The 26731-nt window shown below is 65.1% G+C and carries 24 protein-coding genes; 18 read left to right on the forward strand and 6 right to left on the reverse strand.

Going from position 1 to position 26731, the window contains the following annotated elements; all coding sequences use genetic code 11:
• Nucleotides 1–29: 29 nt before the first annotated feature.
• From denD to HYH08_RS01045, 8 genes are all read left to right on the forward strand, one after another.
• Complete coding sequence (gene denD, locus HYH08_RS01010; protein WP_220007874.1) at nucleotides 30–1016, forward strand: D-erythronate dehydrogenase; 987 nt, start codon at nucleotides 30–32, stop codon at nucleotides 1014–1016.
• Nucleotides 1017–1045: 29 nt separating this feature from the next.
• Nucleotides 1046–2011 carry a sugar kinase gene (locus HYH08_RS01015; RefSeq protein WP_220007875.1) on the forward strand — a complete coding sequence of 322 codons (966 nt, stop codon included), beginning with the start codon at nucleotides 1046–1048 and terminating at the stop codon, nucleotides 2009–2011.
• Nucleotides 2012–2024: 13 nt separating this feature from the next.
• On the forward strand, nucleotides 2025–2675 hold the full coding sequence (eda, locus tag HYH08_RS01020) for a bifunctional 4-hydroxy-2-oxoglutarate aldolase/2-dehydro-3-deoxy-phosphogluconate aldolase (RefSeq protein ID WP_220007876.1): 651 nt from the start codon (nucleotides 2025–2027) through the stop codon (nucleotides 2673–2675).
• Between the two features lie 59 nt (nucleotides 2676–2734).
• On the forward strand, nucleotides 2735–3904 hold the full coding sequence (locus HYH08_RS01025; RefSeq protein WP_220007877.1) for an acetyl-CoA acetyltransferase: 1170 nt from the start codon (nucleotides 2735–2737) through the stop codon (nucleotides 3902–3904).
• A gap of 117 nt (nucleotides 3905–4021) precedes the next feature.
• A complete protein-coding gene (locus HYH08_RS01030; protein ID WP_220007878.1) occupies nucleotides 4022–4228 on the forward strand; it encodes a hypothetical protein in 207 nt (68 codons plus the stop codon).
• A 112-nt stretch (nucleotides 4229–4340) separates the two neighbouring features.
• Nucleotides 4341–5552 carry a CaiB/BaiF CoA transferase family protein gene (locus HYH08_RS01035; RefSeq protein ID WP_220007879.1) on the forward strand — a complete coding sequence of 404 codons (1212 nt, stop codon included), beginning with the start codon at nucleotides 4341–4343 and terminating at the stop codon, nucleotides 5550–5552.
• On the forward strand, nucleotides 5549–6685 hold the full coding sequence (locus HYH08_RS01040; protein WP_220007880.1) for a thiolase family protein: 1137 nt from the start codon (nucleotides 5549–5551) through the stop codon (nucleotides 6683–6685). Before HYH08_RS01035 ends, HYH08_RS01040 begins: the two co-directional genes overlap by 4 nt.
• A complete protein-coding gene (locus tag HYH08_RS01045; RefSeq protein ID WP_220007881.1) occupies nucleotides 6682–7041 on the forward strand; it encodes a Zn-ribbon domain-containing OB-fold protein in 360 nt (119 codons plus the stop codon). The genes HYH08_RS01040 and HYH08_RS01045 overlap by 4 nt, the downstream gene beginning before the upstream one ends.
• 450 nt (nucleotides 7042–7491) lie before the next feature.
• Here the strand turns inward: HYH08_RS01045 and HYH08_RS01050 are convergent, their stop codons facing one another.
• Entirely contained in the window at nucleotides 7492–8250 is a 759-nt protein-coding gene (locus HYH08_RS01050; RefSeq protein WP_220007882.1) for a FadR/GntR family transcriptional regulator, read from the reverse strand.
• A gap of 129 nt (nucleotides 8251–8379) precedes the next feature.
• Between HYH08_RS01050 and HYH08_RS01055 the strand changes: the two genes are divergently transcribed.
• The 5 genes from HYH08_RS01055 to HYH08_RS01075 all read left to right on the forward strand — a co-directional run bounded on the left by HYH08_RS01055 (nucleotide 8380) and on the right by HYH08_RS01075 (nucleotide 14587).
• On the forward strand, nucleotides 8380–9771 hold the full coding sequence (locus HYH08_RS01055) for an aspartate aminotransferase family protein (protein ID WP_220007883.1): 1392 nt from the start codon (nucleotides 8380–8382) through the stop codon (nucleotides 9769–9771).
• A gap of 20 nt (nucleotides 9772–9791) precedes the next feature.
• Entirely contained in the window at nucleotides 9792–11396 is a 1605-nt protein-coding gene (locus HYH08_RS01060; RefSeq protein WP_220007884.1) for an ABC transporter substrate-binding protein, read from the forward strand.
• Between the two features lie 13 nt (nucleotides 11397–11409).
• Entirely contained in the window at nucleotides 11410–13638 is a 2229-nt protein-coding gene (locus HYH08_RS01065) for a N,N-dimethylformamidase beta subunit family domain-containing protein (RefSeq protein ID WP_220007885.1), read from the forward strand.
• Between the two features lie 90 nt (nucleotides 13639–13728).
• The gene (locus tag HYH08_RS01070) at nucleotides 13729–14256 is read left to right on the forward strand and encodes a carboxymuconolactone decarboxylase family protein (RefSeq protein WP_220007886.1); all 528 of its coding nucleotides are present in this window, start codon (nucleotides 13729–13731) and stop codon (nucleotides 14254–14256) included.
• Between the two features lie 28 nt (nucleotides 14257–14284).
• A complete protein-coding gene (locus tag HYH08_RS01075) occupies nucleotides 14285–14587 on the forward strand; it encodes a nucleoside triphosphate pyrophosphohydrolase family protein (RefSeq protein WP_220007887.1) in 303 nt (100 codons plus the stop codon).
• Between the two features lie 176 nt (nucleotides 14588–14763).
• Here HYH08_RS01075 and glsA read toward each other — a convergent pair whose 3' ends face one another.
• The 4 genes from glsA to HYH08_RS01095 all read right to left on the reverse strand — a co-directional run bounded on the left by glsA (nucleotide 14764) and on the right by HYH08_RS01095 (nucleotide 20496).
• The gene (gene glsA / locus HYH08_RS01080) at nucleotides 14764–16608 is read right to left on the reverse strand and encodes a glutaminase A (RefSeq protein WP_220007888.1); all 1845 of its coding nucleotides are present in this window, start codon (nucleotides 16606–16608) and stop codon (nucleotides 14764–14766) included.
• Nucleotides 16609–16629: 21 nt separating this feature from the next.
• Nucleotides 16630–18702, reverse strand: a complete 2073-nt coding sequence (locus HYH08_RS01085; protein ID WP_220007889.1) for a TRAP transporter permease — start codon at nucleotides 18700–18702, stop codon at nucleotides 16630–16632.
• Nucleotides 18703–18938: 236 nt separating this feature from the next.
• Nucleotides 18939–20105: a TAXI family TRAP transporter solute-binding subunit gene (locus HYH08_RS01090; protein ID WP_220007890.1), complete on the reverse strand. Its 1167-nt coding sequence runs from the start codon at nucleotides 20103–20105 to the stop codon at nucleotides 18939–18941.
• A 169-nt stretch (nucleotides 20106–20274) separates the two neighbouring features.
• Nucleotides 20275–20496 carry a biotin/lipoyl-containing protein gene (locus HYH08_RS01095; protein WP_220007891.1) on the reverse strand — a complete coding sequence of 74 codons (222 nt, stop codon included), beginning with the start codon at nucleotides 20494–20496 and terminating at the stop codon, nucleotides 20275–20277.
• Nucleotides 20497–20590: 94 nt separating this feature from the next.
• Here HYH08_RS01095 and HYH08_RS01100 point away from each other — a divergent pair, with 94 nt between their 5' ends.
• The 5 genes from HYH08_RS01100 to HYH08_RS01120 all read left to right on the forward strand — a co-directional run bounded on the left by HYH08_RS01100 (nucleotide 20591) and on the right by HYH08_RS01120 (nucleotide 26091).
• Nucleotides 20591–21565, forward strand: coding sequence for an IclR family transcriptional regulator (locus HYH08_RS01100; protein WP_220007892.1), 975 nt, complete (start codon nucleotides 20591–20593; stop codon nucleotides 21563–21565).
• A complete protein-coding gene (locus HYH08_RS01105) occupies nucleotides 21495–23054 on the forward strand; it encodes an acyl-CoA carboxylase subunit beta (protein WP_220007893.1) in 1560 nt (519 codons plus the stop codon). The genes HYH08_RS01100 and HYH08_RS01105 overlap by 71 nt, the downstream gene beginning before the upstream one ends.
• A gap of 248 nt (nucleotides 23055–23302) precedes the next feature.
• Nucleotides 23303–23839 (forward strand): hypothetical protein, encoded by a 537-nt coding sequence (locus HYH08_RS01110; RefSeq protein ID WP_220007894.1) that lies wholly within the window; start codon nucleotides 23303–23305, stop codon nucleotides 23837–23839.
• A 193-nt stretch (nucleotides 23840–24032) separates the two neighbouring features.
• On the forward strand, nucleotides 24033–25481 hold the full coding sequence (locus HYH08_RS01115) for a type II and III secretion system protein family protein (RefSeq protein ID WP_502787383.1): 1449 nt from the start codon (nucleotides 24033–24035) through the stop codon (nucleotides 25479–25481).
• Nucleotides 25482–25596: 115 nt separating this feature from the next.
• Nucleotides 25597–26091, forward strand: a complete 495-nt coding sequence (locus tag HYH08_RS01120; RefSeq protein WP_220007895.1) for a hypothetical protein — start codon at nucleotides 25597–25599, stop codon at nucleotides 26089–26091.
• Nucleotides 26092–26097: 6 nt separating this feature from the next.
• Here the strand turns inward: HYH08_RS01120 and HYH08_RS01125 are convergent, their stop codons facing one another.
• Nucleotides 26098–26730, reverse strand: a complete 633-nt coding sequence (locus tag HYH08_RS01125) for a hypothetical protein (RefSeq protein WP_220007896.1) — start codon at nucleotides 26728–26730, stop codon at nucleotides 26098–26100.
• Nucleotide 26731 lies beyond the last annotated feature (1 nt).

Raw genomic sequence — 26731 nt, forward strand, 5'->3', positions numbered from 1 at the left:
GCAGTGCGCCAATAAGAAGGAGTAGGCTCTTGCACATTCTGGTTCTCGGCGCTGCCGGCATGGTCGGCCGTAAATTCTGTGAACGGCTGCTCCGCGACGGCCGGCTCGGCAAGAGCGACATCACCAAATTGACCATGCATGACGTGGTCGAGCCGAAGAAGCCGGAGAAGGCCGGTTTCCCCGTCGAGACGGTGTCCGGCGATTTCGCCGTCCCGGGCGCGGCCGAGAAGCTGATCGCCGGCCGTCCCGATGCGATCTTCCATCTCGCCGCGATCGTCTCGGGCGAGGCCGAGCTCGATTTCGACAAGGGCTACCGCATCAATCTCGACGGCACGCGGATGCTGCTCGACGCCATCCGCCTGGTCGGGGGCGGCTACAAGCCGCGCGTGGTGTTCACCTCCTCGATCGCGGTGTTCGGCGCGCCGTTCCCGGACGCGATCGGGGATGAGTTCTTCCACACCCCGTTGCTCAGCTATGGCACCCAGAAGGCGATCGGTGAATTGCTGCTGGCGGATTACTCGCGCCGCGGCTTCCTCGACGGCATCGGCATCCGTCTGCCGACCATCTGCATCCGGCCCGGCCTGCCCAACAAGGCGGCATCGGGCTTCTTCTCCAACATCCTGCGCGAGCCGTTGGCCGGCAAGGAAGCGGTGCTCCCGGTCTCCGAGGACGTTCGCCACTGGCACGCCACGCCGCGCTCGGCGGTCGGCTTCCTCTTGCATGCCGGCACCATGGACCTCGCCAAGGTCGGTCCGCGCCGCAATTTGACCATGCCCGGCTTCTCGGCGACGGTCGGCGAGCAGATCGCGGCGCTCCGGCGCGTCGCCGGCGACAGGGTCGCCGCCCGCATCAAGCACGAGCCCGATCCCTTCATCATCAGCATCGTCGGCGGCTGGCCGCGCAATTTCGAGGCGAAACGGGCGCGCGAGCTCGGCTTCACCACCGAAGAGAAGAGCTTCGACGATATCATCCGCATTCACATCGAGGACGAGCTCGGCGGCAATTTCGTCGCCTGATCCGACCCATCAACAGCGTGGATATGACGATGGCGAGCGTTGCTTGCATCGGTGAATGCATGGTCGAGCTCCGGCAGGCTCAGGGTGGTTCTGCCGGGCAGGGCGGTGGGCTCTACTCGCGCGGCTTCGGCGGCGACACCCTCAACACGGCGGTTTATCTGGCGCGTCTCGACGTCAAGGTCGACTATCTCACCGCGCTCGGCGATGACGCCCTGAGCGACGAGATGATCGCGGCCTGGAACGCGGAGAGCATCGGCACGAGGCGCGTGGTGCGGCTGCCGGGCAAGCTGCCCGGCCTCTACATGATCCAGACCGATGCCAACGGCGAGCGCCAGTTCTTCCACTGGCGCGACAGCGCGGCGGCGCGGGAATTGATGAGCCTGCCGGAGACGGACGAGCTGCTCAACTCGCTGATGAGCTACGACATCGTCTATCTCTCCGCGATCACGCTCTCGATCTATGACGCAGCCGGGCGCGATCGCCTGTTCGCTGCGATCAAGCGTGCGCGCCTGCTCGGCACCCGCTTCGTGTTCGACACCAATTTTCGCGCGCGCGGCTGGCCCGACCGCGATGTCGCGCGCGAGGTGTTCGCCACGGCGTTTGCGGCCGCCGACATCGTGCTGACCTCGACCGAGGATCTGCTCGCGCTCTATCCTGGCGAGAACCAGGACCAGCTGATGGCGCGCATCCCCACGTCCGAACTGGTGTTCCGCCTCGCCGAGCCCGTGAGCCTGCTGCGCTTCCCCGGCGGCACCAGCGAGGTCCGCGCCGAACCCATGACCAAGCCCGTGGTTGACACCACCGCGGCCGGCGACAGCTTTGCCGCGGCCTATATCGCGGCGCGGCTCGGCGGTTCCGATCCGGTCGAGGCCGCCCAGGCCGGACACCGCCTCGCCAGCCTCGTGATCTGCTATCCTGGCGCCATCATTCCGGGCTATGCCATGCCGCCGAAGAAGCGGCACCGCGCTGCGCCCACGCGTCAAGCGACCAAGTGAGACGAAAGCCAATATGCCCACTGCTGCCCAACAGAACCACCTCGTCGCGCTGTTCAAGGCCGCGACCGTCATTCCCGTCCTCACCATCGAGCGGATCCAGGATGCCGTGCCGCTGGCGCAAGCCCTCGTGGCGGGCGGCGTCCGCACTCTGGAGGTGACCCTGCGCACGCCCATTGCGATTGAGGCGGCGCGGGCGATCATGTCCGAAGTCCCCGACGCGGTGGTCGGCATCGGCACCATCCTCACGCCGGCCGACTTCGTCCGTGTCGAGAAGCTCGGTGTCGCCTTCGGCATCAGCCCGGGCCTGACCTCCGATCTCCTCGCAGCCGCCGCCCATAGCTCCCTGCCGTTCGCGCCGGGTATTGCCACGGCCTCCGAGCTGATGCTGGCGCTGTCGCACGGCTTCGACGTCGCGAAATTCTTCCCCGCCGAGCAGGCCGGCGGCATCAAGGGCCTGCGTGCCCTCGGCGGCCCGTTCCCGAACGTGCGGTTCTGCCCCACGGGCGGGGTGGGCGAGGCCAATGCGGCGACCTGGCTGGCCGAGCCCAACGTGGTCGCGGTCGGCGGTTCCTGGCTGTGCCCGACGGCCGAGATCAAAGCCGGGAACTGGGCCGGCATAACTGCCATCTGCCAGCGCACCCTCCAGGCCCTTAAACCTGCGTGAAGTCTTGCCAACCCTGCGCTAAGACTTAGCTCAGGAAGAGATTTCAGGGAGAAGAGACCATGACCGCCAGCATCGTCGGATGGGCGCATACGCCGTTCGGCAAGTTCGACACCGAAACCGTCGAAAGCCTCGTCACCCGCGTCGCCAATGAGGCGATGGCCGATGCCGGCATCTCGGCCTCCGACGTCGACGAGATCGTGCTCGGCCATTTCAACGCCGGCTTCTCGGCGCAGGATTTTACCGCCTCGCTGGTGCTCCAGGCCGACCCGAAGCTGCGCTTCAAGCCGGCGACCCGTGTCGAGAACGCCTGTGCCACCGGCTCGGCCGCCGTCCACCAGGGCCTGCGCGCGATCGCCGCAGGCGCCGCCAAGATCGTGCTGGTCGTCGGCGTCGAGCAGATGACCCGCACCCCGGGCCCTGAGATCGGCAAGAACCTGCTCAAGGCGTCCTACCTGCCCGAGGATGGCGACACCGTCGGCGGTTTTGCCGGCGTGTTCGGCAAGATCGCCAGCTCGTACTTCCAGAAATACGGCGACCAGTCCGATGCGCTGGCGCTGATCGCGGCCAAGAACCACAAGAACGGCGTCGCCAATCCCTTCGCCCAGATGCGCAAGGATTTTGGCTTCGATTTCTGCCGCGCCGAAAGCGAAAAGAACCCCTATGTGGCCGGTCCGCTCAAGCGCACCGATTGCTCGCTGGTCTCCGACGGCGCCGCCGCGCTGGTGCTGGCCGATGCCGAGACCGCCAAGACCATGGCCAAGTCGATCGGCTTCCGCGCCACCGCGCACGCCCAGGACTTTCTGCCGATGAGTAAGCGCGACATCCTCCAGTTCGAGGGCTGCACGGTCGCTTGGCAGCGCGCGCTGGAGAAGGCGGGCGTGACGCTCAACGATCTCTCCTTCGTCGAGACCCATGACTGCTTCACCGTCGCCGAACTGATCGAGTACGAAGCGATGGGCCTGACGCCGAAGGGGCAGGGCGCCCGCGCCATCAAGGAGGGCTGGACGCTGAAGGACGGCAAGCTGCCGGTCAATCCGTCCGGCGGCCTCAAGGCCAAGGGCCACCCGATCGGCGCCACCGGCGTTTCCATGCACGTGATGACCGCGATGCAGCTCGCAGGCCAGGCGCCCGAGGGCATGCAGCTGAAAAATGCAAAACTCGGCGGCATCTTCAACATGGGCGGCGCGGCCGTTGCCAACTACGTCTCCGTGCTGGAGCCGCTGAAGTAGGCTCTCGCAGCGTGGGCAACGGCGCACTTGCGCCGTGCCCACTGTTTTCTTGCGTTAGATCATGGTGGGGCCGCCCGGGCCCCTTAAAGCTCTTGATCGATTTGCAGGGAATATATCATGAGCAATGACTACGAAGACTCGCTGTCGATGGACGCACTCAACGATCGCATCGCGATCCTCGAGGACAATATCCGGCAGCTGATCGAGCAGGCTGCCGCCGCATCCGGCGAGCAGAGCGAGTCGCGCATCGCCGACCGCATCAATCAGCAGAACGACGAGCTCGATCGTCTCATCAAGATCCGCGAATCCCGCCAGAAGAAATAGCGGCCGCGTTGCCGCGCATGAGGCCATACGCCGGCCGGCCTTGCGCGCGCGGCGTCGCTGCCGTTAGCTGGACCGAAATCGCGGGAGAGCCCGCGCAATCGGGAGCGAACGGATGGGGCCGCTGAAGGGCATCAAGGTCGTCGACATGACCACCGTGCTGATGGGGCCTTATGCGACCCAGATGCTCGGCGATTACGGCGCCGACGTCATCAAGGTGGAATCGCTCGACGGCGATGTCACCCGCCTGATTGGCCCGACCCGCCATGCCGGCATGGGCCCGGTGTTTCTCAACACCAACCGCAGCAAGCGCTCGATCTGCCTCGACCTGAAGAAGCCCGCGGGCCGCGAAGCCGTGCTGCGGCTGCTGAAGGATGCCGACGTGCTCGTCTACAACGTCCGGCCGCAGGCGATGGCGCGGCTGCAACTCGGCTACGACGTCGTCTCCAAGATCAATCCGCGCCTCGTCTATGCCGGCGTGTTCGGCTTCGGACAGGACGGGCCCTATGCGGCCAAACCCGCCTATGACGACCTGATCCAGGGCGCCACCGCGCTCCCCGCTTTGATGGCGCAAACCGGCGACGGCGTGCCGCGCTATGTCCCGAACGCGCTGGTCGACCGCATCGTCGGCCTCACCGCGGTCGGCGCGATCTGCGCCAGCCTCGTGCACCGCGACCGCACCGGGCGCGGCCAGCGCGTCGACATCCCGATGTTCGAGACCATGGCCGGGTTCGTCATGGGCGATCATATGGGCGGTCTCACCTATGAGCCGCCGCTCGACAAGGGCGGCTACGCCCGCCACCTCTCGCGCGACCGCAGGCCGTACAAGACGTCGGACGGCTATCTCAGCGTGATCGTCTACAACGACAAGCAGTGGGAGAATTTCTTCAAGGCGACGGGCCGCGACGATCTCCGCGCCGATCCCAAATTCGCAACCTTTGCCGGCCGCGCCGCCAATATCGACGTCGTCTACGCCGAGCTCGCCCGCATTTTCGAAACGCGCACCACCGCCGAGTGGATCGACCTCCTGACCAAGGCCGACGTGCCGGTGATGCCGATGCACGACCTTGCATCGATCCTGCACGACGAGCATCTCGAAGCGACCGGTTTCTTCCCGATCGTGAACCATCCGACCGAAGGTCCGATCCGTAGCATGAAGGTCACCGCAACCTGGTCGGAGACGGAAGCCGAGCCGGTGCGGCTTGCGCCACGCCTCAACGAGCACGGCGCGGAGATCCTCCGCGAGATCGGCTACTCCACTGAGGAGATCGCCGCCATGGTCCGCGACGGCGTGACGCGCGCGGCGCCGGAGCAGGGGGCATCATGAGCTTCATCACCGGCGTCGGCCTCACGCCTTACGGCAAGCACGACGGCTCATCGTCGCTCGACCTGATGAGCAAGGCCGCCCAACTCGCGCTCGACGACGCCGGCCTCAAGCGCGCCGAGATCGACGGCATCCTCTGCGGCTACTCCACCGTCTCGCCCCACATCATGCTGGCGACAGTGTTCGCAGAGCATTTTGGCATCCGCCCGTCCTACGCGCATGCTGTCCAAGTCGGCGGTGCCACCGGTCTCGCGATGACCATGCTCGCCCATCACCTCGTCACATCAGGCGTCTGCCGCAACATGCTCGTCGTCGCCGGCGAGAACCGCCTCACCGGGCAGAGCCGTGACGCCTCGATCCAGGCGCTGGCGCAGGTCGGTCATCCCGATTACGAGGTGCCGCTGGGCCCGACCATTCCCGCCTATTACGGCCTCGTCGCCACGCGCTACATGCATGAATACGGCGTGACCGAAGAGGACCTCGCCGAATTTGCCGTGCTGATGCGCGCCCACGCCTGCACGCATCCCGGCGCGCAATTCCACGATCCCATCACGGTTGCCGATGTGATGGCGTCGAAGCCGGTGGCGATGCCGTTAAAACTGCTCGATTGCTGCCCGGTGTCCGATGGCGGCGCCGCCTTCGTCATCAGCCGCGAGCGGACCGGCGAGCTAGGGGTGCGCATCCGCGGCTGCGCCCAGGCCCATACCCATCAGCACGTCACGGCCGCGCCGGCGCTCAGCGAGCTCGGTGCCGAAATCTCCGTCGCCCGCGCCAAGGAGGCGACGGGCCTCGCGATCTCCGACGTGCGCTACGCCGCGATCTACGACAGTTTTACCATCACGCTCGCGATGCTGCTGGAAGACCTCGGCCTTGCCGGCCGCGGCGAAGCAGCGGCGCGCGTTCGTGCCGGCCATTTCAGCCGCGACGGCGCCATGCCGCTCAACACCCATGGCGGCCTGCTCAGCTATGGCCATTGCGGCGTCGGCGGCGCGATGGCGCATCTGGTCGAGGCGCATTTGCAGATGACGGGGCGGGCGGCTACCCGCCAGGTGAAGGACGCCTCGATCGCACTGCTGCATGGCGACGGCGGCGTGCTGTCGTCCCACGTCAGCATGTTTCTGGAGCGCGTGCGATGAGCGAACGTCCGGCGGACTGGACCAGGGGCGAAGCGGCCATCAACTACCAGACCTGCGCAGCATGCGGTCATGTGCAGTATTTCCACCGCGCCTTCTGCGCGGCCTGCGGAGCGCCCGATCCGCGCGTAGCACGCGCCAGCGGCAAGGGCAGGGTCTACGCGACCTCGCTGGTCTGCCGCGCTGCGACACCCGACACGCGCGCGCATGTGCCCTACAATATCCTGCTGGTCGATTGCGCCGAAGGCTTTCGCATGATGGCGCATGGCGAGAACGATCTCGCCATCGGCGATGACGTGACCGCGAGCTTCAAGCCGTTTGCCGGAAAGCCCGTGCCGTTCTTCACGAAGGCAAAGTAGAGGGATTCGTCATTCGGGGGCGGTCAATGACCGAGCCTGGAACGGGTATTCTGGGCCTGGCGCTGTGCGAGACGCCACCCCGGAATGACGAAAGCTCGTGAACTCAACTCAAACTAACGCGCATAGAACAAGATGCTGGCGATGACGAGCATGGCCATCACCGCCAGCATATGCGCGAACGCTTCCGAGGCCGCCCCCTTGGTGGCTTCCTTCATGCCGTTTTCTCCCTAGACTTGGGCGTAGCTCATCGTTGCGCGGTTGAAGCGCAAAGACGGCCAATTGTTTTTACTCGGAACACCCCTTGCGAGTATTCACCCCGATGTGTCCCCACGCGGCGAATATCGACTGCGCCAAGGTCGTTCAGCATTGCGGCGGCATTTTGACTCGATGTTGTTGCTGGTGAGGTCTTGCAGCACAGCGTGTGCGCGAACTTTATTCAACCGTCGCAACTCATCGGATTTTTCGAGGAGAATTCTTGGGTAGCTTCGTTGCAGCCATCGATTTGGCCTTCGACGCCACCATCAGCGCGTCCCTGATATTGTTGAGATGACGCGTCATCGCGCTGCTCGCCTTGCGCGGGTTCCGCGCCTGCACGGCTGCGAAGATCGCTTCGTGATCCCTGAGCCACATCGGACGATAGTCCTCCATCCGCATGTGGTTGTGGATCTCCTGCCAGATGCCGGACTCGGTTTGCGCGCGCCACAGCGAGTCGCAGATCGACACCAGCGCTCCGTTCCCGGTCGCCTCGGCCAGCACGACATGGAAACGGTGATCCGACGTGTCGGCCTCGCGTCCCTGAGCATGCTCCCAGCGCATCATGGCGAGGGCTTCGGCGAGCTGCGCGAAAGTGGCCTCGGTGCCGCGTTGCGCCGCGATCGCCGCGATCTGCGGCTCGATCAGCTGGCGCGCCTCCAGATTTTCGAACGGGCCAAAGCCTTCGAGCTTGTGAACGTCAGGGGCTTCCTGACGGCTGATCACGTAGACGCCGCTGTTGCTGCGCACCTTCAGCATGCCGGCCATCGCCAGCGACAGGATCGCCTCGCGCACGGTCGGCCGCGACACGCCAAACGTCTTGGCGAGATCGCGCTCGGCTGGCAGGCGCTGGCCGATGCGGTAACTCGCCTGGATCATCGCAGCAATGCGCCGAGCGACGATCTCGAAGCTGCGCTCGGGCTTGGATGGAGGGTCGTGCAACATCTTCGTGCTCATCAGCTCTTTTTTTGAGTTTGACAAGCTGGTGCACGAAAGCCAAGCTGGTCAGACCAATTTGGACTGACCAATTTGGTCGCCCGGTGCCGTCACAAGAGCGCCGGGGGCAAGAAGACGGAGCGTCGACGCGTGTCCGACAGACGACTGAATTCCGCCGAGGCGCGCGACATCGCGTTCCATCTGCACTCGCAGACCAATCCTCGACGACATGCAGAAATCGGACCGCTGATCATGGCGCGCGGCGAGGGCGTCCATGTCTTTGATGCAGGCGGCAAGCGTTATCTGGAAGCGATGGCCGGCCTGTGGTGCACCTCGCTCGGCTTTTCCGAGACCCGGCTCAAGGCTGCGGCACTCGCTGCCTACGACAAATTCGGCTTCTACCACAGCTTCAATCACAAGACGCCGGACAACACGATCGACCTCGCCGAGAAGCTGGTCGAGATCTCGCCGATCCCGGACGCGCAGGCCTATTTCGCAACGTCAGGTTCGGAAGCCACCGAGACCATGGTGAAGCTCGCCTGGGTCTATCACGCGGTCCACGGCAAGCCCGGCAAGCGCAAGATCATCGCCCGCGACCGCGGCTTCCATGGCTCGACCATCGTTGCCGCCTCGATGTGCGGTCTGCCCCGCATGCACCGCGAATTCGGCCTTCCGCTCGACGGTTTTCTGCACACGCATTGCCCGGACGCCTATCATGGCACGCGGCCCGGCGAGAGCGAGGCGGCGTTCGTCGCCCGTCTCGCGGCCGATCTCGAAGCCATGATCATCGCGGAGGGACCTGACACGATCGCCGCCTTCATCGCCGAGCCGATCAATGCCGGCGGCGGCATCGTCGTGCCGCCGAAGGGATATTTTGCTGCGATCGAGACGGTGCTGCGCCGTCACGACATCCTGGTGCTCGGCGACGAAGTGGTCTGCGGCTTCGGCCGCACCGGCAACTGGTTCGGCTGCGAGACGGTCGGCATGACGCCCGACATGGTCGCGCTCGCCAAGGGCATCACCTCGTCCTACTTCCCGATGTCGGCGGTGCTGCTCGGCCGGCCGATCCGCGACGCGCTCGCCGAGATGAACAAGGGCGGCGAGCTGTTCGGCCACGGTTTCACCAATTCCGGGCACCCGGTTGGTGCGGCCATCGCGCTCGAGACGCTCAAGATCTACCACGAGATGGATGTGGTGCCGCATGTCCGCCGCATGGGCGGCAGGCTCCGCAACGGGCTCGCGCAGATCGCGAAGGATTCGCGCATCGTCGGCCAGGTCAGGGGCGAGGGGTTGATGATCGGCGTCGAGCTGGTCGCCGATCCCGCGACGCGGCAGGTCTTCGATCCCGCGCTCAAGGTCGGTGCGATGTTCGACGCGCGCGCGATCGAGAATGGCCTGATCATCCGCGCGATGGGCGACACGATCGGGTTCTGCCCGCCGCTGATCATCGACGAGGCCGGCGTCGACGAGGCGCTCGATCTGTTCGCGAAAACCCTGTCCAGCATCGAAGCCAGGCTTGCCGAGACACGTCCATCTGCGTAACCCGTTGAGGAGAAAATAACATGCGCCGTCGAGACCTGCTCCGATCCACACTGGGCGCCGGTCTCGGCGTCGCCTTGGGCTCCACGCTTGCGATGCCGCGCATTGCCCGTGCGCAAGGCTCGCGCACGCTGCGCTTCGTGCCGCAGGCCGATGCTGCGATCCTCGATCCCATGATCACCACAGGTCTCGTCAACCGCAACCACGGTTTCCTGATCTGGGACACGCTGTACGGCATCGACGAGAAATTCCAGGTCCAGCCACAGATGGTCGCCGGCCACACCGTCGAGAACGACGGCAAGCTCTGGACGATGACCTTGCGGGACGGCTTGAAATTCCACGATGGCGAGCCCGTGCGTGGGCGCGACGTGGTGGCGAGCCTGAAGCGCTGGGCCTCGCGCGATGCCTTCGGCAATTCGCTGTTTCTTCTGGTCGACGAGCTCTCGGCGCCTGACGACAAGACCGTGCGCTGGCGGCTCAAGGCGCCGTTTCCGATGTTGCCTGAATCGCTCGGCAAGGTCGGCGCCATCATCGCCTTCATCATGCCGGAGCGTCTGGCGCAAACCGACAGCGTCACGCCGGTCAAGGAACTGATCGGCTCCGGTCCGTTCAAATTCCAGGCCGATCAGCACGTGCCCGGCGCGCGTCTGGTCTACACGCGTTTCGATGGCTATGTGCCGCGCCCCGAGGGCACGCCGAGCCTGCTCGCGGGGCCCAAGGTCGCTTATTTCGACCGGGTCGAGTGGCAGGTTCTGCCCGATCCCGCGACGGCGGCGGCGGCGCTTCAGCAGGGCGAGATCGACTGGTGGGATCAGCCCATCGTCGACCTCTTGCCGAAGCTGAAGGCGAACAAGGCGCTCAATGTCGAGTTGCTCGATCCCATCGGCAATGTCGGCGTGCTGCGCTTCAACCACACGCAGCCGCCGTTCGACAACCCGGCCATCCGCCGCGCCGTGCTCTCCGCCGTCAGCCAGAAGGAATTCATGTCGGCGATCGCGGGCGACGACACCAGCCTCTGGCGTGACAAGATCGGCTTCTTCGCGCCCGGCGGCAACATGGCCAACGATGCCGGCATGGAAGCGCTGACCGGTCCCCGCGACATCGCCGCCGCGGCCAAGGCCATCAACGACGCCGGCTACAAGGGCGAGAAGGTGCTGCTGATGGCGCCGGGCGATTTCCCCGTGATCGGGCAGATGAGCGAGGTCACCGCCGATCTGTTCCGCAAGCTCGGCTTCAACCTCGACTACGTCATGATGGACTGGGGCTCGATGCTGCGGCGCATGGGCAATCGCGAGACGCCGGACAAGGGCGGCTACAGCGCCTTCTGCACTTATTCCGCGGGCGTGACGCAGCTCAACCCGTCGGCGCATAATTTCATCCGCGGCAGCGGTGACAAGGCGACCTTCGGCTGGGCCAGAAGCGAGAAGCTGGAGCAGCTGCGCGATGCCTGGTTCGCCGCGCCCGATGCCGCCGCGCAGGCCAGGATCGGCATCGAGATGCAGAAGCAGTGTTTTATCGACGTTCCCTATGTGCCGCTTGGTGTCTTCTATCAGCCGACCGCGTACAAGAAGACCCTGACGGGCATGCTCAAGGGCCTGCCATTGTTCTGGAACGTGCGCAGCGCCTGAAAGGGGATTTTCGATGCTTCCAATCACCGGCTATGCGGATCGCTGGAGCGTGCGCCCCGGCGACGACATCAACTTCATGATCGCGGTCAAGGGCGGCGGTCGCTATTCGGCGCGTATAGCCCGCGTCATCTGCGGCGACCCGAACCCTGGAGGGCCCGGCTATCGCGAGATACCCATGAAGTGGGATCTCGAAGGTCAGCACGACGGCATCGAGCAGGTCATCGCCAAGGGCTCGTGGGTCGACGTGCCCAAGCTGGCATTGCCAACGGGTCCGATTGCCTTCGCTGCGACCGTCTGGCCGACCTTGCTCGCCGCCGGCAAGCAGGCCGTGCTGAATTTTGCCGGCGCCGGCGGTGCGCTGACGCTCGGCGTCGGCGCGACGGGCGCCTTCGCCCGGCTCGTGACCGGCGAGGGCAGCGTCGAGGTCGAGACCGGCATCGCGCTCACCGAGCGTGCCTGGCACGATGTCGCCTGCCTGTTCGACCCCGCGGCGGGATCGCTGACGATCGCGCAGGCGCCGCGCAAGAGCAGGCTCGACCGCGACGAGCGTGCGACGAAATCGCTAAGCGCGCCGAAGGCTGCCTTGGCCGGCACGGGGCCGGTCGCGATTGCGGCGGAGCGCGCAGGGAAGGGCGTGGCCGATCGCTTCAACGGCAAGATCGAGCGGCCGCGCATCACCGATGGCGGTGCTGGCCTCGACGGCATCATCACCGCGCAAGCCTCCGGCGCGGCGGCGCCCGCCATCGCCGAATGGGATTTCTCGATCGGCATTCCCTCGGACGTCGCGACCGACATCGGCCCCTCCAGCGCGCACGGCACCTGCATCAATCTGCCGACGCGCGCGATGACGGGCTCGCGCTGGACCGGCGGCGTGACGCATCGCTGGACCGAAGAGCCAGAACTCTGGGGCGCGATCCATTTCCACGACGACGATATTGGCGACTCCGGCTGGCAGCCATCGCTGAGCTTCACCGTGCCTGACGACTGGACAAGCGGCGTCTACGCGCTGCATCTCGACAAGGATGGCGCGCGCGACAACATCGTCTTCTACGTCCGCGCCAAAGTGCCGGGATCGCAGGCCAAGGTGGCGTTCCTCGCGCCGACCTTCAGCTACACGGTCTACAGCCAGTATCAGAAGAAGGGCCGGCAGGCCCTGATCACGGAGCGCTCGCTGGCCTGGGGTGCGCTGGCGCAGGCGCCCGACGGTCATCCCGAATACGGCGTCTCGCCCTATAATTTCCATTCGGACGGCAGCGGCGTGGTGATGTCGACCATGCGCCGGCCGCTGATCGACAAGCGGGTCAACCAGATCCACCTCGTCGATCCCAGCGATTACGGCTCGGGCCTCTACTGGATCTCCGCCGACAGCGCCATCACCGATCTCCTGACCCGCAAGGGCATCGACTTCGAGGTCATCACCGATCACGATGTCCATGCCGAGGGTGTCGACCTGCTGTCGAAATATTCCGTGGTCCTGACCGGCCAGCACCCGGAATATCACACGCACGAGACGCTCGATGCGCTCGGGGCCTATATCGGCAATGGCGGCCGCTTCATGTATCTCGGCGGCAACGGCTTCTACTGGAAGGTGGTGCCGCATGCGACGGGTACCTGGGCGTTCGAGCTGCGGCGCGCCGAGGGCGGCATTCGTCTCTGGGAAACGCTGCCCGGCGAGAGCTATCACGCCTTCGACGGCTCCTATGGCGGCCTGTGGCGACGGCTCGGCCGCCCGCCGCAGGCGCTGGTCGGCGTCGGCTTCTCGACGCAAGGAGAATATATGGGTTTCCCCTATACGTTCCTCGATGGCGTTCTCGATCCCCGCGTCGCCTTCATGCGCGAGGGCATCGAGGATCTGGCGCGGCCCGGCGCAAAGCTCGGCGAGCGCGGCTTCATGGGCGGCGGCGCCGCCGGCCATGAACTGGACCGCGCCGACGTCCGCCTCGGCACGCCGCATCACGCCATCATCATCGGCCGCGCCGTCCTCACCGATCCGACCTATCAGCCCGTCAACGAGGAACGTTACGACCACACCTGGCCGGCCCCGCGCGAGGACATCATCCGCTCCGACCTGACCTTTTTCGAGACACCGAACGGCGGCGCGGTGTTTTCGGTCGGTTCGATGAATTTCATCGGAGCGCTGCCGGTCGACGGCTACAACAATGTCGCAGCCCTGCTGATCACCAACATCGTCAAGCGCTTCGCCAATCCGGCGCCATTCCCGGCGCCAAAGGCCTCTCCGTAAGGAGACGAGCCGCGAGGATGTTGCTCTTGTGCCGGTGCGAGAATACTCTTGGGAACTGTTCAAAAACGAGAACAAGACCCAAGGTGACTGATGGCCCGCATCCTCTACAGCGACCCGATCAACGCGTCCGATCGCACCCGCGAAATCCTCGACAAGAACCGCAACGCCAACATCTTCCGCATGATGGCGCATTCGCCGAGCTATTTTGAGCAATATTGCCGCCTGGGCGGTGCGATCAGGCACAAGGGCGAGCTCGATCCTGTTGTCCGCGAGCTCGCAATCACCCGCACCGGCATCCTGTGCGAGGCGCCCTACGAGATCGTCGCGCACAAGCGCATCGGCAAGAATGTCGGCGTCACCGACGAGCAGAACGAGGCGCTCGAGAACTGGCAAGGCGCGAGCTGCTTCAACGAAGTGCAGCGCGCTGCGCTCGCCTTCACCGACGAGATCGTGAAGCTGAACAAGCCGACCGATGCGACCTTCAAGGCGATTGCCTCGAAGCTGACGCCGGCCGCTTTGGTCGAGCTGCAGCTTTCGGTCGGATTTTACATCATGACGTCAAAATTCCTGGAGACATTCGAGATCGATCTCCAGCCCGTCACGGAAGTGGTGGGCTGATCGGAAGGCTGCCGCGCGAGGGATGCCGATGACGATCGATGAATATGCGGCCTGGGCCGCCACCATCGCCAAGGTCGATGAGCACCCCTCGAACGAGCGGCTGTCCTATCTCGGGCTGGGCCTCGCCGGGGAAGCCGGCGAGGTCGCCGAGCACATAAAGAAGCTGCTCCGCGACGACTGGCTCGACAAGGCGGGTCTCGTCGAAGAGCTCGGCGATGTCATTTATTACTGGGCCTGCCTGTGCGCCGCGACCGGCCAGCAGCCGTCCGAACTGCTCGCGGCCAGTGCCGCCAAGATCAAGCGTCGGATCAGTGAGGCTGCGAGCCGCTAGAGGTGAGGTGTTAGCGAAGGGCGACGCTGTTCACCTCTCCCCGACGGGGAGAGGTCGGATTGCGCAGCAATCCGGGTGAGGGGCTCTTCAGAACATTGTCCGTAACCCCTCACCCGGATCGCATCTTCGATGCGACCCGACCTCTCCCTACGGGAGAGGTGAAGAGCCTCCGCCGCTCATGTCGAGGTCAAAATATCGACCTTCGCATTTGCGACGATCAGACGATCCGCCAGCAACAGCGCCAGGTTGCGCATGATGCGCTCAGAGGCGCGCGGGTGCTGCTGGCGGAAACGCTCGAAATCCTTCAGGGGGACCTCGAAGGCGGTCGCGGCCATGTCCGCAAACACATCGGCAGAGCGGGTCGGCTCGAGCAGCGCCATTTCGCCAAAGGCCATGCCGGCGGTGAGGGTTGCCAGCCGCACGCCGTCGGGCAGGGTGACGTGCACGGCGCCGCTGCGCAGGAAGAACAGGGAATCTGCGGGCTCGCCGGTGGTGATGATCTTCGCGCCGGACTGATAGGTCCTGACGGTGCTGATCGCACCGAGCTCGGCGACTTCGTCCGCACTGAGGCCTTCCAGCAGCGGCTGCTCGGCAAGCTCGGTGGTCTCGTGGAAGTCGATCGAGCCGCCATAGCGGTAGACGATCTGGTCCTCGGCCCATTCGATCGCGGTGTCGAGCAGATAGAAGTCGCGGACGTTCTTCAGCTCGGCGGTCCATTCCCGCAGCGTATTCCATTCCTTCGAGGCCCGCCGGACGCCCGACAGCACGACGGTGATGTTGAGCTGCGCCAGCTCTTCGAACGCCTCGGCGGCGAGCCGGGCGCCGGCGCGCGTCGTGGAGGTGACGCGATGGAGGTCGAAGATCACGAATTGCGGCCGCGTCCGGCCCGCCAGCCGCCGCGAGACGTAGTCGACCGCCGACAGCGACAGCGTTCCGACCAGCTCAATGATCCGCACCTCCTGCTCGTGTGCGGCGAGGATCTCGCGCTCCTGCGGCCGGCGGACGCGGCGGGACGGGCTCTTGCCGATGTCGTAGTCGGCGATCACGGCGTTGCGGGCGTCGTCGCTGCGGTTGAGCATGTGCAGATCGTAATGCGACGACAGCGCCTCGCACACCTTGATGCCGCGCACGCTGTTGCCGTGTTTGTCGAGCTTTGGCGAATAGCTGCCGAGCCCGAGCCGGGCCGGGAGCGCCGCCAGAATGCCGCCGCCGACGCCGCTCTTGGCGGGAATGCCGATCCGGTAGATCCACTCGCCGGCATAGTCGTACATGCCCGACGACGTCATCACCGACAGCGTGCGCGATATCGCGTAAGGCGTCAGCACCTGCTCGCCCGTGACCGGATTGACGCCGCGATTGGCGAGCGTTGCCGCCATCACCGCGATGTCGCGCGCGGTCACGAGCACCGCGCATTGCCGGAAATAGACGTCGAGCACGCCGGCGACATTGTCGGAGATCACGGCATTGGTCTTGAGCAGATAGCCGATGGCGCGGTTGCGGTCACCGGTCTGGCTTTCGGAGGTGTAGACCGCCTCATCCAAGGCGAGGTCGCGTCCGGCAAAGCGGCTGAGCGCCAGGCGAATCTGCTCGAACGCCTCCGGACCCTTGCTGTCGTAGATCAGCCCGGTGCAGGCGATCGCGCCGGCATTGACCATCGGGTTGAACGGATGGTTCTCGGCATTGAGCCGGATCGAATTGAAGGGATCGCCGGAGGGTTCGACGCCGATCGCACTCTCGACCTTGCTTGCGCCGAGCAGGTCGAGCGCGAGCGCAAACACGAACGGCTTCGACATCGACTGGATCGTGAAGGGCACCCTGCTGTCGCCGACCTCATAGACATGGCCGTCCAGCGTCGCGAGGCTGATGCCAAAATAGGCAGGGTCGGCCTTGCTCAGCTCCGGGATGTAGTCGGCGACATGGCCTGATGTCTCGGCCGAGAATTCGTTGAGGCAGGCGTTCAGAAACCGCAGCAAGGGCGGTTTCGAGCGGATCCAGGCGGAAGCGGGCGGCGATTGGGTCATCGCCTCCCTTGTGCAACGCAATCAGGGCACGCGCAACCCGTTCGGCAGGGGCGATTGCCGCCGCACCAACAACAGGGCGATCAGAACGGTCGGCACGAGGATGGCAAGGCCGAGCAGCGTCACCTGCATCTGTGACAGCGGCATGATCCCGCCGCCGGGCGTCGCGACCACGAAGCCGCCGATCACCAGCAGCACGCGCAACGGCCATTCCAGCGCGCCCGCGCCTCGCAGGTCGCCGACGAAGGGCTGGTAACCCTGAATGCCGCCGCAGATGAAGAGCGTGCCGAACGCGGCCATGCCCATCAGGCCGAGGCCGGCCAGATACGGGCTCGGCCCCTGCAGCACCAGCGCCGGATTGAGCACGAAGAAGAACGGGATGAAATAGATGATGCTGCCGACCCACATCGATTCCCAACCGGTCTTCATCGCCGGCGAGCCGGCAATGCCGGCGGCGGCGAAGGAAGCGATCGCAACCGGGGGCGTGATCGACGACAGCATGCCCCAATAGAAGATGAACATGTGCACGGCCATCCTGTTCAGCCCGAGCTTTTCCAGCGCGGGGGCAACGAGGATGGCGAGGAAGATGTAGCAGGCCGTCGTCGTCAGCCCGAGGCCGAGGATGAGGCTGGTGAGCGCGCACATGCCGAGCAGCAGGAAGGGATTGTCCCCGGCAATGTGGAGGAGGTCGTTGGCAAGGCTCGACACCACGCCGGTCATCGAGAATGCGCCGATCAGGAGGCCGCAGCCGGCGAGGATGCCGACCAACTCGACGAAAGTGCGGCCGTTGACCTCGAGGAACTTGCCGATGGTGGCAAGCGTCCAGCGCGTGTCCTTGGAGAAGAACTGGTTGAGCACCAGCAGCAGCGCGGTCGCATAGAATGGCGCGTGGCTCTCGCGCTTGAAATAGAGCAGCATCACGATCAGCAGCGCGATGACGAAGACGTAATACCAGCCGTCCTTGATCGTATCCATGATCCGCGGCAGCTCGGCGCGCGGGATGCCCTTCAGCCCATGGCGGGCGGCATAGGAATCGACCTGCATGAACAGTCCAACATAATACAGCGCCGCCGGGATGATCGCGGCGACCGCGACATCGGCGTAGCTGACATTGAGGAATTGCGCGATCACGAAGGCAGTCGCGCCCATCACCGGCGGAGCCAGCACGGCGCCCGTGGAGGCGCAGGCCTCGATCGCACCGGCGTAGGAGGCGCGGAAACCGCTCTTCTTCATGACCGGGATGGTCATGGTGCCGGCGGTCAGCACGTTGGAGATGATCGAGCCCGACATCATACCGAGCAGACCGCTCGCAAAGATGCAGACCTTCGCCGCGCCCCCGCGAAACGTTCCGCACAGCGCAAACGCGAGATTGATGAAGAACTTTCCGGCTCCGGTCATCATCAGCGCGGTGCCGAACACCAGGAAGCCGATCACGGTGTCGGCGAAGGCCTGGATGGGAATGCCGAGCAGGCTTTCGCCCGACAGCACGTGATAGGCGGTCGCCTGCTCCAGTGTCGATTGCGTGCCGCGGAACGGGCCGAGCCAGCTTGATTCCGCAAACAGGGGATAGACGGTGAAGGGCAGCACGCTCAGCAGCAGGCTCCAGCCGCCGGTGCGGCGCAGCGCCTCCATCAGCATCACCCACATCACGAGGCCAGCGGCAATCACATTGTTGGGCGCGCCGCCGAACTCCCAGCCGGCCTCCGCCGCCTTGCGCACGTTCGACATCAGCAGCAATGCTGCGGCGAAGGTCACCACAAAGAAGACGAGGTCATACCAGGAAATGCGGTCGAGCGGCGCGCGTTCGGTGCCCGGGAAGATCAGGAACGTGAACGGCAGCATCAACGCGATCAGGAGATAGAAATACTCGGTGTTGAGCTGGGTGTAGCCGATGAAGAACCGCAGCGAGAATTGCTGGTTGATGCAGAGCAGGATCGTCGCCGCGGTCGCCGCTACCAGGGTCCAGCGCCACGCGCCGCGCAACGTCCGCACGCGCGTGACCTCGGCTTCCTGCATGTTGCCGGCCGCGCCATGCGGATCGTCGAACACGACCCGCTTGGCCTCGCCGTCGGGGCTGGTGGTGGTGGAAACAGACATGATCGATCCGAGCGTGGGCTGTTGAACGCCGACTAAGCGAATGGTCGTTGGTTGAATCGGTCGGGCCGCGGACTCCTGAACCTCTCCCGCTTGCGGGAGAGGTCGCGCCGAAGGCGCGGGTGAGGGCTCTCGCCTCTGGGGGAATCCCACCGTGGAAAAACCCTCTCCCCAACCCTCTCCCGCAAGCGGGAGAGGGAGCGCACCTTCCGCGTGGTCGTGAGCGAACCCATCCCGCCCTAATCCTCAAACCCGTTCGGCATCTCGGCCTTCGCGAGCGCCGCCGCGCGGGCCTTCATCCAGCCTTCGAGGAATGCCTTGTCGTCCGAGGGCGGATTGGACTTGCCGTACTCCGCCCACGCCGCGCCCAGCACCTCCTGCCGCTTGAACAGTTTGTTGTTATGCGCCTCCTGCGCGTCGCTCCATTGCCCGGCCTCCCGCAAGGCCTTCACCGCGCCGGGATGCACCGGCACCACCCAGTTCTTGGTCTGCCGGTCGGCCGCAAGGCCGCCCGCGCCCGGCGCGGAATCCTTGTAGGCGTCGTAGTTGACGATCATCGCCTTGGTGATGGCGTAGATCTGGTCCGCCGGTTGCGACGCATAGGCGACGAAGATCGGGTAAGGGTAGTTGCCGAGTTCGACCGGTTTCTCCGGCGAGATGCCGGCGCCGCAGGTTGCTGTTTGCGGGAAGAAGAACGAGCCGACCTTCTGCATCCGTGCCCAGCCTTCCTTGTCGCTGGCCGGCAGCGGCGGCCAGATCAGGCCGCGGGGCGAGGTCTCGGCTTCCTTGGCCGGGCCGGTGATGGTGGTGCCGAAGGCCGCGTCGGTGTCGTTGTTGATCAACCCCTTCCACATCGCACCGTAGCTTGCGAACTCGACGACCTTGACATCCTTCTGCGTGAGCCCTGCGAAGGCGAGCACGGCGAGCGAGTTCTGGTTCAGCGCGGGCGAGCCCACGACGAATCCGACGCGCTTGCCCTTGAGGTCCTTCAGCTCCTTCACGCCGGTGTCGGCGGCAACCGCAAGCGAGCCGCAATTGCAATCGACCGTCGAGAGCAGGATCTGCAGCGGCTGCGGCCCCCATTCCCTGGAGCCGAACTCGAACACGCCTTCCTGCGCAAAATAGGATCCAGATCCCATCGCTGCGGAGGCCGCGCGCTTGGCGCGCAGCGGCGCGAGCCGCGCGACGTCGTTGCCCGCGGGCAGCACGCGCACGTCAGTGCCGTATTTGTCCTTCATCATCTTGCCGACGCCGACCGCGATGTTGAAGCCGGCGGTGCCGGTGTCATAGGCGGTGAACGTCAGCGTGGCCGGCAGCTTGATGTCCTCGGCGGATGCATAGCGTGTAGACGCAAATGAAATGCCCGCAACCAGAGCAGGCGCGAGCATGAGCAGCCCACGAAGCATGTTTTTCCTCCCAGCATCCTCGCTTTTGCCGCGAAGATTTTCGTTCTTTGTTTGAAACAGATTTTGTTTTGTAACGGATCATGTCATCGCGGTCGGGCGATGGCAATGTCGTACCGCGCACGCGGCGACGAAGCAGACAGATTGTCGCGGCAGCCCAGGGTTAACGCAGTCAGTTCGCGACGATCGCGATAGCCTGTCCTTCGGCAACGACATCGTCGAGCTTGACCAGCAGCGATGTGATCGTGCCGCTCGCGGGCGAGAGCACGGGAATCTCCATCTTCATGGCTTCGACGACTACAACGTCATCGCCATCCGCTACGGTTCCTCCAACTTGCACGGGCGTTGCGCAGATGCGTCCCGCGACTTCGGTGACGATCTTTATTTCTGGCATGCCATCGCCTTTTTGTTGTCGTCGCAAAATGCCTGAGGTAGCGTCGTCTGCAAGTGGAATTTAATTCCGCACAGCGGAACAAATGGTAGGGAACATGGGACGACGTTCGGAGCGGTTGAGTAGGCAAGGTGCGCTCGCTGGCGAAGCCGGTGAGGGTGATGTCATCCAGGTGGTGTCGCGCGCGTTCGACGTGCTCCGATGCTTCGAGGGCCACGAGGCGAGACTCGGCAATCTCGAGATTTCAAATCGCTGCGGTCTGCCGCGCTCGACGGTGTCGCGGCTCACGCACACCCTGACGCGCATGGGGCAGCTCGTGTATCTGCCGCGCGATCAGAAATATCGGATCGGCCCGAGCGCGGTGGCGATGAGCGCCTCGATGATGAAGGGCGCGCAGCTGCGCAGCATGATCCGCCAGCGGCTGCAGGAAGTCGCCGAGCAGCTGCCGGGCACCGTCGGTTTCGTCGTGCCCGATCGCTTCCATCTCGTCTATCTCCAGTTCGCGCGCTCGGCGACGGCGCTCGGCCTGCACGAAGGCACCGGCAGCCGCATCTCGATGGCATCGACCGCGGCAGGCGCAGCCTATACCGCAGCGCTCGCGCCGGAATTCGGCGATGCCTTCATCAACGACATGGAGCGCGAGGCGCCCGAGGCTGCCAAGATCCTGAAGCCCCGCATCGAGGCCAACCGGCAGATGCTGCGCGAGCGCGGCTATGTCGTGGCCTGTGGCCTGTGGAGCCCGCACATCAACGGCCTCGCGGTGCCGATCTGGTCGCCGCAGTACCAGACCTTCGTCGTCATCACGATCGGTCTTCTGTCGGCGATGTATGACGAGCAGCGTCTGCATGACGAGGTCGCACCGCTGATGCTGGCACTTGGCCGTTCGCTCGGCAGCCTGATGGAGGGCGCGGAAGGCGACGCCTTCAACAGCCGCATCCCGCGCAAACCGGTCGCAATGACCGTGCACAACAATAACAAGCCGATCCATTCGGAGGGAGTGAATGAACTGGAAGCCGGAACTCGACGAGCTCGCCCGGCGCGAAGCCTTCGCGCGGGAGATGGGCGGCGTTGACAAGGTCAAGCGACAGCATGACCAGGGCCGGCTGACTGTTCGGGAGCGTATCGATAGACTGACCGACAAGGGCAGCTTTCACGAGATCGGTGCCGTCTCCGGCATCGGTGAGTACGATTCCAGCGGCGATCTCAAGAAGCTGACGCCGGCGAACTGCGTGTTCGGGCGTGCGCGCGTCGATGGCCGCACGGTCGTCGTGGTCGGCGACGATTTTACGGTCCGCGGCGGCTCGGCCGATGCGTCGATCTCGGCCAAGCCGCTGATGGCGGAGGAGATGGCGCACGACTTCCGCCTGCCCATCATCCGCATCATCGAGGGCTCCGGCGGCGGCGGCTCGGTCAAGACCATCGAGACCAAGGGCGCGGCCAACCTGCCGGGCGGCATCGGCGGCACGCGCTGGTATCGCTTCACGACGGAGAATCTCTCTCGCGTGCCGGTGGTCGCGCTCGGCCTCGGCTCGGTCGCGGGCCTTGGCGCCGCGCGGCTTGCCGCCAGCCACTACTCCATCATGACGCGAAAATCGGCGATGTTCGTCGCGGGCCCGCCGGTGGTGAAGGCGCTGGGGCAGGACCTCTCGAAGGAGGAGCTCGGCGGCACCGATATCCAGACCCGCGCCGGCGCGGTCGATCATGCCGTCGACACGGAGGAGGAGGCCTTTGCCTGCGCGCGGCGTTTCCTGTCCTACCTGCCGTCATCGGTCTACGAGCTGCCGCCGACCGTGCCCTGCGCCGACAATCCGGAGCGCGCAGAAGAAGCGCTGATGAACGCGGTGCCGCGCAACCGCAAGCAGGTCTACAAGATCCGGCCGATCATCGATGCCGTCGTCGACAGGGGCTCGTTCTTCGAAGTTGCGAAAAACTTCGGCAAGCCGATCATCGTCGGCCTTGCCCGGCTCGAGGGCCGGGCGGTGATGGTGCTCGCCAGCGACAGCTTTCACTATGGCGGCTCGTGGACGGCGGATGCCTGCCAGAAGGTGGTGCGCTGGGTCGACTTCGCCGAGACCTTCCATCTGCCGATCGTCTATCTCATGGATTGCCCCGGCTTCATGATCGGCCTCGATGCCGAGAAGGCGGCGACCATCCGCCATGGCGTCCGCGCCATGGCCGCGGTCAACCAGACCACCGTGCCCTGGTGCACCGTGATCCTGCGCAACGCCTTCGGTGTCGCCGGCGTGGTGCATCAGCCCGCCGACCGTTTCTCGATCCGCTACGCCTGGCCGTCGGCCTATTGGGGCTCGCTGCCGCTCGAAGGCGGCATCGAGGCCGCCTACCGCGCCGACATCGAGGCCGCCGAGGACAAGGGTGCCAAGCTGGAGGAAATCCAGCAGCGCCTCAACAAGCTGCGCTCGCCGTTCCGCTCCGCCGAAAAATTCTGGGTCGAGGAGATCATCGATCCCAGAAAGACAAGGTCACTGCTGTGCGAATTCGCAAGGCTCGCCGAGCCCTTGCGCAAGGCGGGGCCGCCGGAGAACTTTTCGATCAGGCCATAGCTCTCACCTGCGTCATTGCGAGGAGCCGTTGCGACGACGCAATCCAGACTGTCTCCGCGGAGGCTGCCTGCATTGCTTCCCTGGGCTCGCAATGACGGTTGTACCTGGATCGATTGCGCGTGAGGCGAGTTTAACTACGTTAACGCCGCGCAACTCAGCCACTTTCCGCCGCGCTTCAGGCGCATTTCAGCCAAACCGATATTGGTCTCTCGTCGCGGGGCAGGACCCTCCAACCCAGAGTCCTGCAAATGATCAAGCTGGTTCTTTCAGCGTGCGTTTTTGTTGTCGCCACCTCGACCGCCGCAGAAGCGCGGTCCTATCGCAACTTCCAAGCTCCCGAATGCAATATCACAATGCCATGCGATTTCTCGTATGCGCAGCCGCGCCGCGAGCGGGTTTCGCGGCCGTCGTTGCAGGCCTATCGCGCAACACAGATGACAGTGACCAACGCGGGTTATACCGCGACAACGGTCAGCGTCACAGGTGATCGCGTCATCGGCGGCCGTCCCGCCGGTTGTCCATCATCCTTCTGTGGCTGCGGTGCGGCGATCCGCGTATTCGGCCATGTCGTTCCGGAATTGAACCTGGCGTCGAACTGGTTGCGCTTCCCGCGCGCGTCGCCGGCGCCCGGAATGGTTGCGGCGCGCCGCGGGCATGTCTTCGTTCTGGAGCAGCATCTCGGAGGCGATATGTGGATGGCCTATGACGCCAATTCGGGCGGCCACGCCACGCGCCTGCATGCGCGCTCTCTGCGGGGCTACACCGTCGTCAACCCGCGCGGCTGATGGTCTGCGGATCGCGCGCGCCGGGCGTTTTTTTCTGGCGTGTATCGCTGTCCTCAGTTTTGTTTCAGTTGTTGTGGCGCCGCCCGAACGGCTGACCTGCGACGTTCAACCCGAGTCGAACGACACGGGCTCCCCGCAGCCTGCGAGGAGCCCGTGGCGTCTTTCGAGGGACAGGACGTTGAGGACAATCGTCATGCATGGCGCTGCCGGATCATTACCGCGTGCATCCAGGCACGTGCTGCCAATTCTGATCGCCCTGGCTGCGGTGTCCTGCCAGTCGCCCTCGGTGGAAGCCGCCGACCGCCGGACTCCGAAGCAGGAGGATGCGACCAGCCCGTCCGATGCGCGGTTCGTGTCCCTGGGCGTCGGAAAGTCCTTCGTGGTCGACCTTCCACGCGACGTGAAGGATGTGCTGGTCGCGGATCCGAAGATCGCCAATGTCGTGCTGCGATCGACGCAGCGCGCCTATGTCATCGGGGTGGCGGTGGGGCAGACCAACGTGGTGTTCTTCGACACCGCCGGCCAGTCGATCGCAGCCTATGACATCGCCGTCAAGCGTGACCTGAACGGCGTTCGGGCCGCGCTGAAGCAGGCGCTTCCCGCGGCCAACATTCAGATCGACGGCGTCGGCGATGGCGTCATATTGACCGGCACCGCCGCGACGCCCGTCGAAGCCCAGCAGGCCAACGACATCGCCGCGCGCCTCACGGGCGGCGCCGACAAGGTCGTCAACTCGATCACGGTTCGGGGACGGGACCAAGTGATGCTGAAGGTGACGGTCGCCGAGGTCTCGCGCCAGATCATTAAGCAGCTCGGCGTCGACCTCAGTACCAGTCTCAGCTCGGGCACGTCGACCGTCAGCCTGACGAACTCCAACCCCTTTACGGCCTATGGCAAGAACCTCGTGGACGGCAACAACGTATCCCTGTCGGCAGGCGGGACGACGGCCACGCTGCGCGCGATGGAGAATGCAGGCGTGATGCGCACCCTGGCGGAGCCGACGTTGACGGCGATCTCGGGAGAGTCCGCGACTTTCATCTCCGGCGGCGAGTTTCCGGTTCCTGCGGGCTATTCCTGCGATCCGACCACTCATGTCTGCACCACGCAGATCAGCTTCAAGAAATTCGGAATGTCGTTGAACTTCACGCCGGTCGTCCTGGCGGAAGGCCGCATCAGCATGCACCTGATGGCCGAGGTGTCGGATATTTCGAACGAGAATGCGATCACGCTGTCCCAGGCGGTGAGCGACAGCACGACCAACTCGTTGACCGTGCCGTCGATCAAGACGCGTCGGGCCGAGAGCACGCTCGAAATCCCCTCCGGCGGGTCCATGGCGGTTGCCGGCCTGATCCAGGACCAGACCAAGCGCGCGGTGAATGGCCTGCCCGGGCTGATGCAAGTGCCGCTGCTGGGCGCGTTGTTCCGCAGCCAGGATTTCGTCAACAACCAGACCGAGCTCGTCGTTCTCGTGACGCCCTACGTGGTCCGCGCCGTGAGCCCGAGAGAGCTGTCGCGGCCGGACGACGGCTTCGTCGGCGCGAGCGACCCGCAATCCGCTCTCATCGGCAACATCAACCGAATCTACGGCCGAACCGGGCCGGTGGGAGGCCGCCGCGGCGATGTCGGCTTCATCACCGAGTGAGGCGCGTTCCGGCAACGTTCATTCAATCTCCGCAACATTTGTAAACATCTTCGCCAACATCTCGCGGCTGTTCGCGCGTAGGACGCGCGCGGATTTTACGGAGTGGGATTAAGCGATGCACTTGAAGATCACCGCCGCGCTTGCCGGCGTCGGCGCGATATGCCTCGCGCTGGCAAACATCAACCCGGTGCGCGCGGAGCTGGTGTTCGACAGTCTGGGCGGCACCTGGTCGGGCACCGGCACGATGAAGCCGTCGGACGGCCCGCGCGAGAAGGTCCGTTGCAAGGTGGCGTACAGCATCACCAAACCCGGCCGTTCCGTCAGCCTCGACCTGCGCTGCGCCAGCGATGCATATAAGATGGTCCTGTCCGCAAACATCGAGCAGAACGGTACGGAGCTGTCCGGCAACTGGTTCGAGCACGAATATCGCCAGGGCGGCAAGGTCTATGGCACCAACAAGGACGGCCTGATCGAGGCGCGCATCGAGGGCAATACGGTCGCGGCGCTGGTGACGATCCAGACCAAGGGCAACCATCAGTCGTTCCTGATGGAAGCCCCGGGGTCCTGGATGTCGGAGGTGGCGATCGAATTGAACAAGGATGCGAAATGACCTCGCTCAATCCGGGCAGGGCTGTCCCGCGGCGCCCCACATCGCCATGTCCTTGACGTGCTCCTCGAACGAGCCGGGCGGCGTCGAGCGGCCCGCGCCGGGCGCCCATCCGCGCGGGATGAAGCCGTTCAGGGAGGCGTCGTGCCGGAGGTGATCGACGAGACCGGCGGCGTCGCGACCGCCGTTGCGCTTGGGATCTTTCAGCTGCGCGCAGATCTCGGCGCCGGTCTTGCCGAACCAGATGAAGGCGACCGGGGCAAGCTGCCAGTCGATGCCGGCGCGCGGCGGCGACGGTGCCGGCTCGTTGGCCTGGGTGGATGTCATGTGACAGGTCGAGCAGGCGAGCGCTTCGGTGCCGATCCGGCTTTCTCCGCCATGAATGTTCATGCCGTGCACGCGCGGCTTGGTCTCGCCGGCCGGCGTCCAGATCGGGATCGCCTTGGCGTCGACATGGCAGTTGGCGCAGCGCGGATGCGTCACCACGGCTTCGATGCGTTTCCAGGCCTCCAGCCCCTCGGCGCGGCTGACGCTGCCCGCCTGCGAGACTTCGCTTTTGCCGTCGTCCTTGGCGGCGACAATCCCGGTGAGGGCCGCAATGGCCGACGCCGCGAGGACGACCGCGATCAGAGATCTCTTCATG

Origin of the sequence: Bradyrhizobium sp. BR 10289 (assembly GCF_019455385.1) — a bacterium.
Taxonomy (GTDB): Bacteria; Pseudomonadota; Alphaproteobacteria; order Rhizobiales; family Xanthobacteraceae; genus Bradyrhizobium.

Excerpts from the sequence above, each read along its gene's own strand:
- HYH08_RS01125 (WP_220007896.1), bottom strand. The coding sequence starts at position 26,730 with ATGAAGAGATCTCTGATCGCGGTCGTCCTCGCGGCGTCGGCCATTGCG.
- HYH08_RS01035 (WP_220007879.1), top strand. The coding sequence starts at position 4,341 with ATGGGGCCGCTGAAGGGCATCAAGGTCGTCGACATGACCACCGTGCTG.
- HYH08_RS01105 (WP_220007893.1), top strand. The coding sequence starts at position 21,495 with ATGAACTGGAAGCCGGAACTCGACGAGCTCGCCCGGCGCGAAGCCTTC.
- HYH08_RS01120 (WP_220007895.1), top strand. The coding sequence starts at position 25,597 with ATGCACTTGAAGATCACCGCCGCGCTTGCCGGCGTCGGCGCGATATGC.
- HYH08_RS01085 (WP_220007889.1), bottom strand. The coding sequence starts at position 18,702 with ATGTCTGTTTCCACCACCACCAGCCCCGACGGCGAGGCCAAGCGGGTC.
- HYH08_RS01060 (WP_220007884.1), top strand. The coding sequence starts at position 9,792 with ATGCGCCGTCGAGACCTGCTCCGATCCACACTGGGCGCCGGTCTCGGC.
- HYH08_RS01030 (WP_220007878.1), top strand. The coding sequence starts at position 4,022 with ATGAGCAATGACTACGAAGACTCGCTGTCGATGGACGCACTCAACGAT.
- HYH08_RS01115 (WP_502787383.1), top strand. The coding sequence starts at position 24,033 with ATGCATGGCGCTGCCGGATCATTACCGCGTGCATCCAGGCACGTGCTG.
- glsA (WP_220007888.1), bottom strand. The coding sequence starts at position 16,608 with ATGACCCAATCGCCGCCCGCTTCCGCCTGGATCCGCTCGAAACCGCCC.
- HYH08_RS01065 (WP_220007885.1), top strand. The coding sequence starts at position 11,410 with ATGCTTCCAATCACCGGCTATGCGGATCGCTGGAGCGTGCGCCCCGGC.
- HYH08_RS01025 (WP_220007877.1), top strand. The coding sequence starts at position 2,735 with ATGACCGCCAGCATCGTCGGATGGGCGCATACGCCGTTCGGCAAGTTC.
- HYH08_RS01050 (WP_220007882.1), bottom strand. The coding sequence starts at position 8,250 with ATGAGCACGAAGATGTTGCACGACCCTCCATCCAAGCCCGAGCGCAGC.
- HYH08_RS01045 (WP_220007881.1), top strand. The coding sequence starts at position 6,682 with ATGAGCGAACGTCCGGCGGACTGGACCAGGGGCGAAGCGGCCATCAAC.
- HYH08_RS01040 (WP_220007880.1), top strand. The coding sequence starts at position 5,549 with ATGAGCTTCATCACCGGCGTCGGCCTCACGCCTTACGGCAAGCACGAC.
- eda (WP_220007876.1), top strand. The coding sequence starts at position 2,025 with ATGCCCACTGCTGCCCAACAGAACCACCTCGTCGCGCTGTTCAAGGCC.
- HYH08_RS01015 (WP_220007875.1), top strand. The coding sequence starts at position 1,046 with ATGGCGAGCGTTGCTTGCATCGGTGAATGCATGGTCGAGCTCCGGCAG.
- HYH08_RS01075 (WP_220007887.1), top strand. The coding sequence starts at position 14,285 with ATGACGATCGATGAATATGCGGCCTGGGCCGCCACCATCGCCAAGGTC.
- HYH08_RS01070 (WP_220007886.1), top strand. The coding sequence starts at position 13,729 with ATGGCCCGCATCCTCTACAGCGACCCGATCAACGCGTCCGATCGCACC.
- HYH08_RS01095 (WP_220007891.1), bottom strand. The coding sequence starts at position 20,496 with ATGCCAGAAATAAAGATCGTCACCGAAGTCGCGGGACGCATCTGCGCA.
- HYH08_RS01110 (WP_220007894.1), top strand. The coding sequence starts at position 23,303 with ATGATCAAGCTGGTTCTTTCAGCGTGCGTTTTTGTTGTCGCCACCTCG.
- HYH08_RS01090 (WP_220007890.1), bottom strand. The coding sequence starts at position 20,105 with ATGCTTCGTGGGCTGCTCATGCTCGCGCCTGCTCTGGTTGCGGGCATT.
- HYH08_RS01100 (WP_220007892.1), top strand. The coding sequence starts at position 20,591 with ATGGGACGACGTTCGGAGCGGTTGAGTAGGCAAGGTGCGCTCGCTGGC.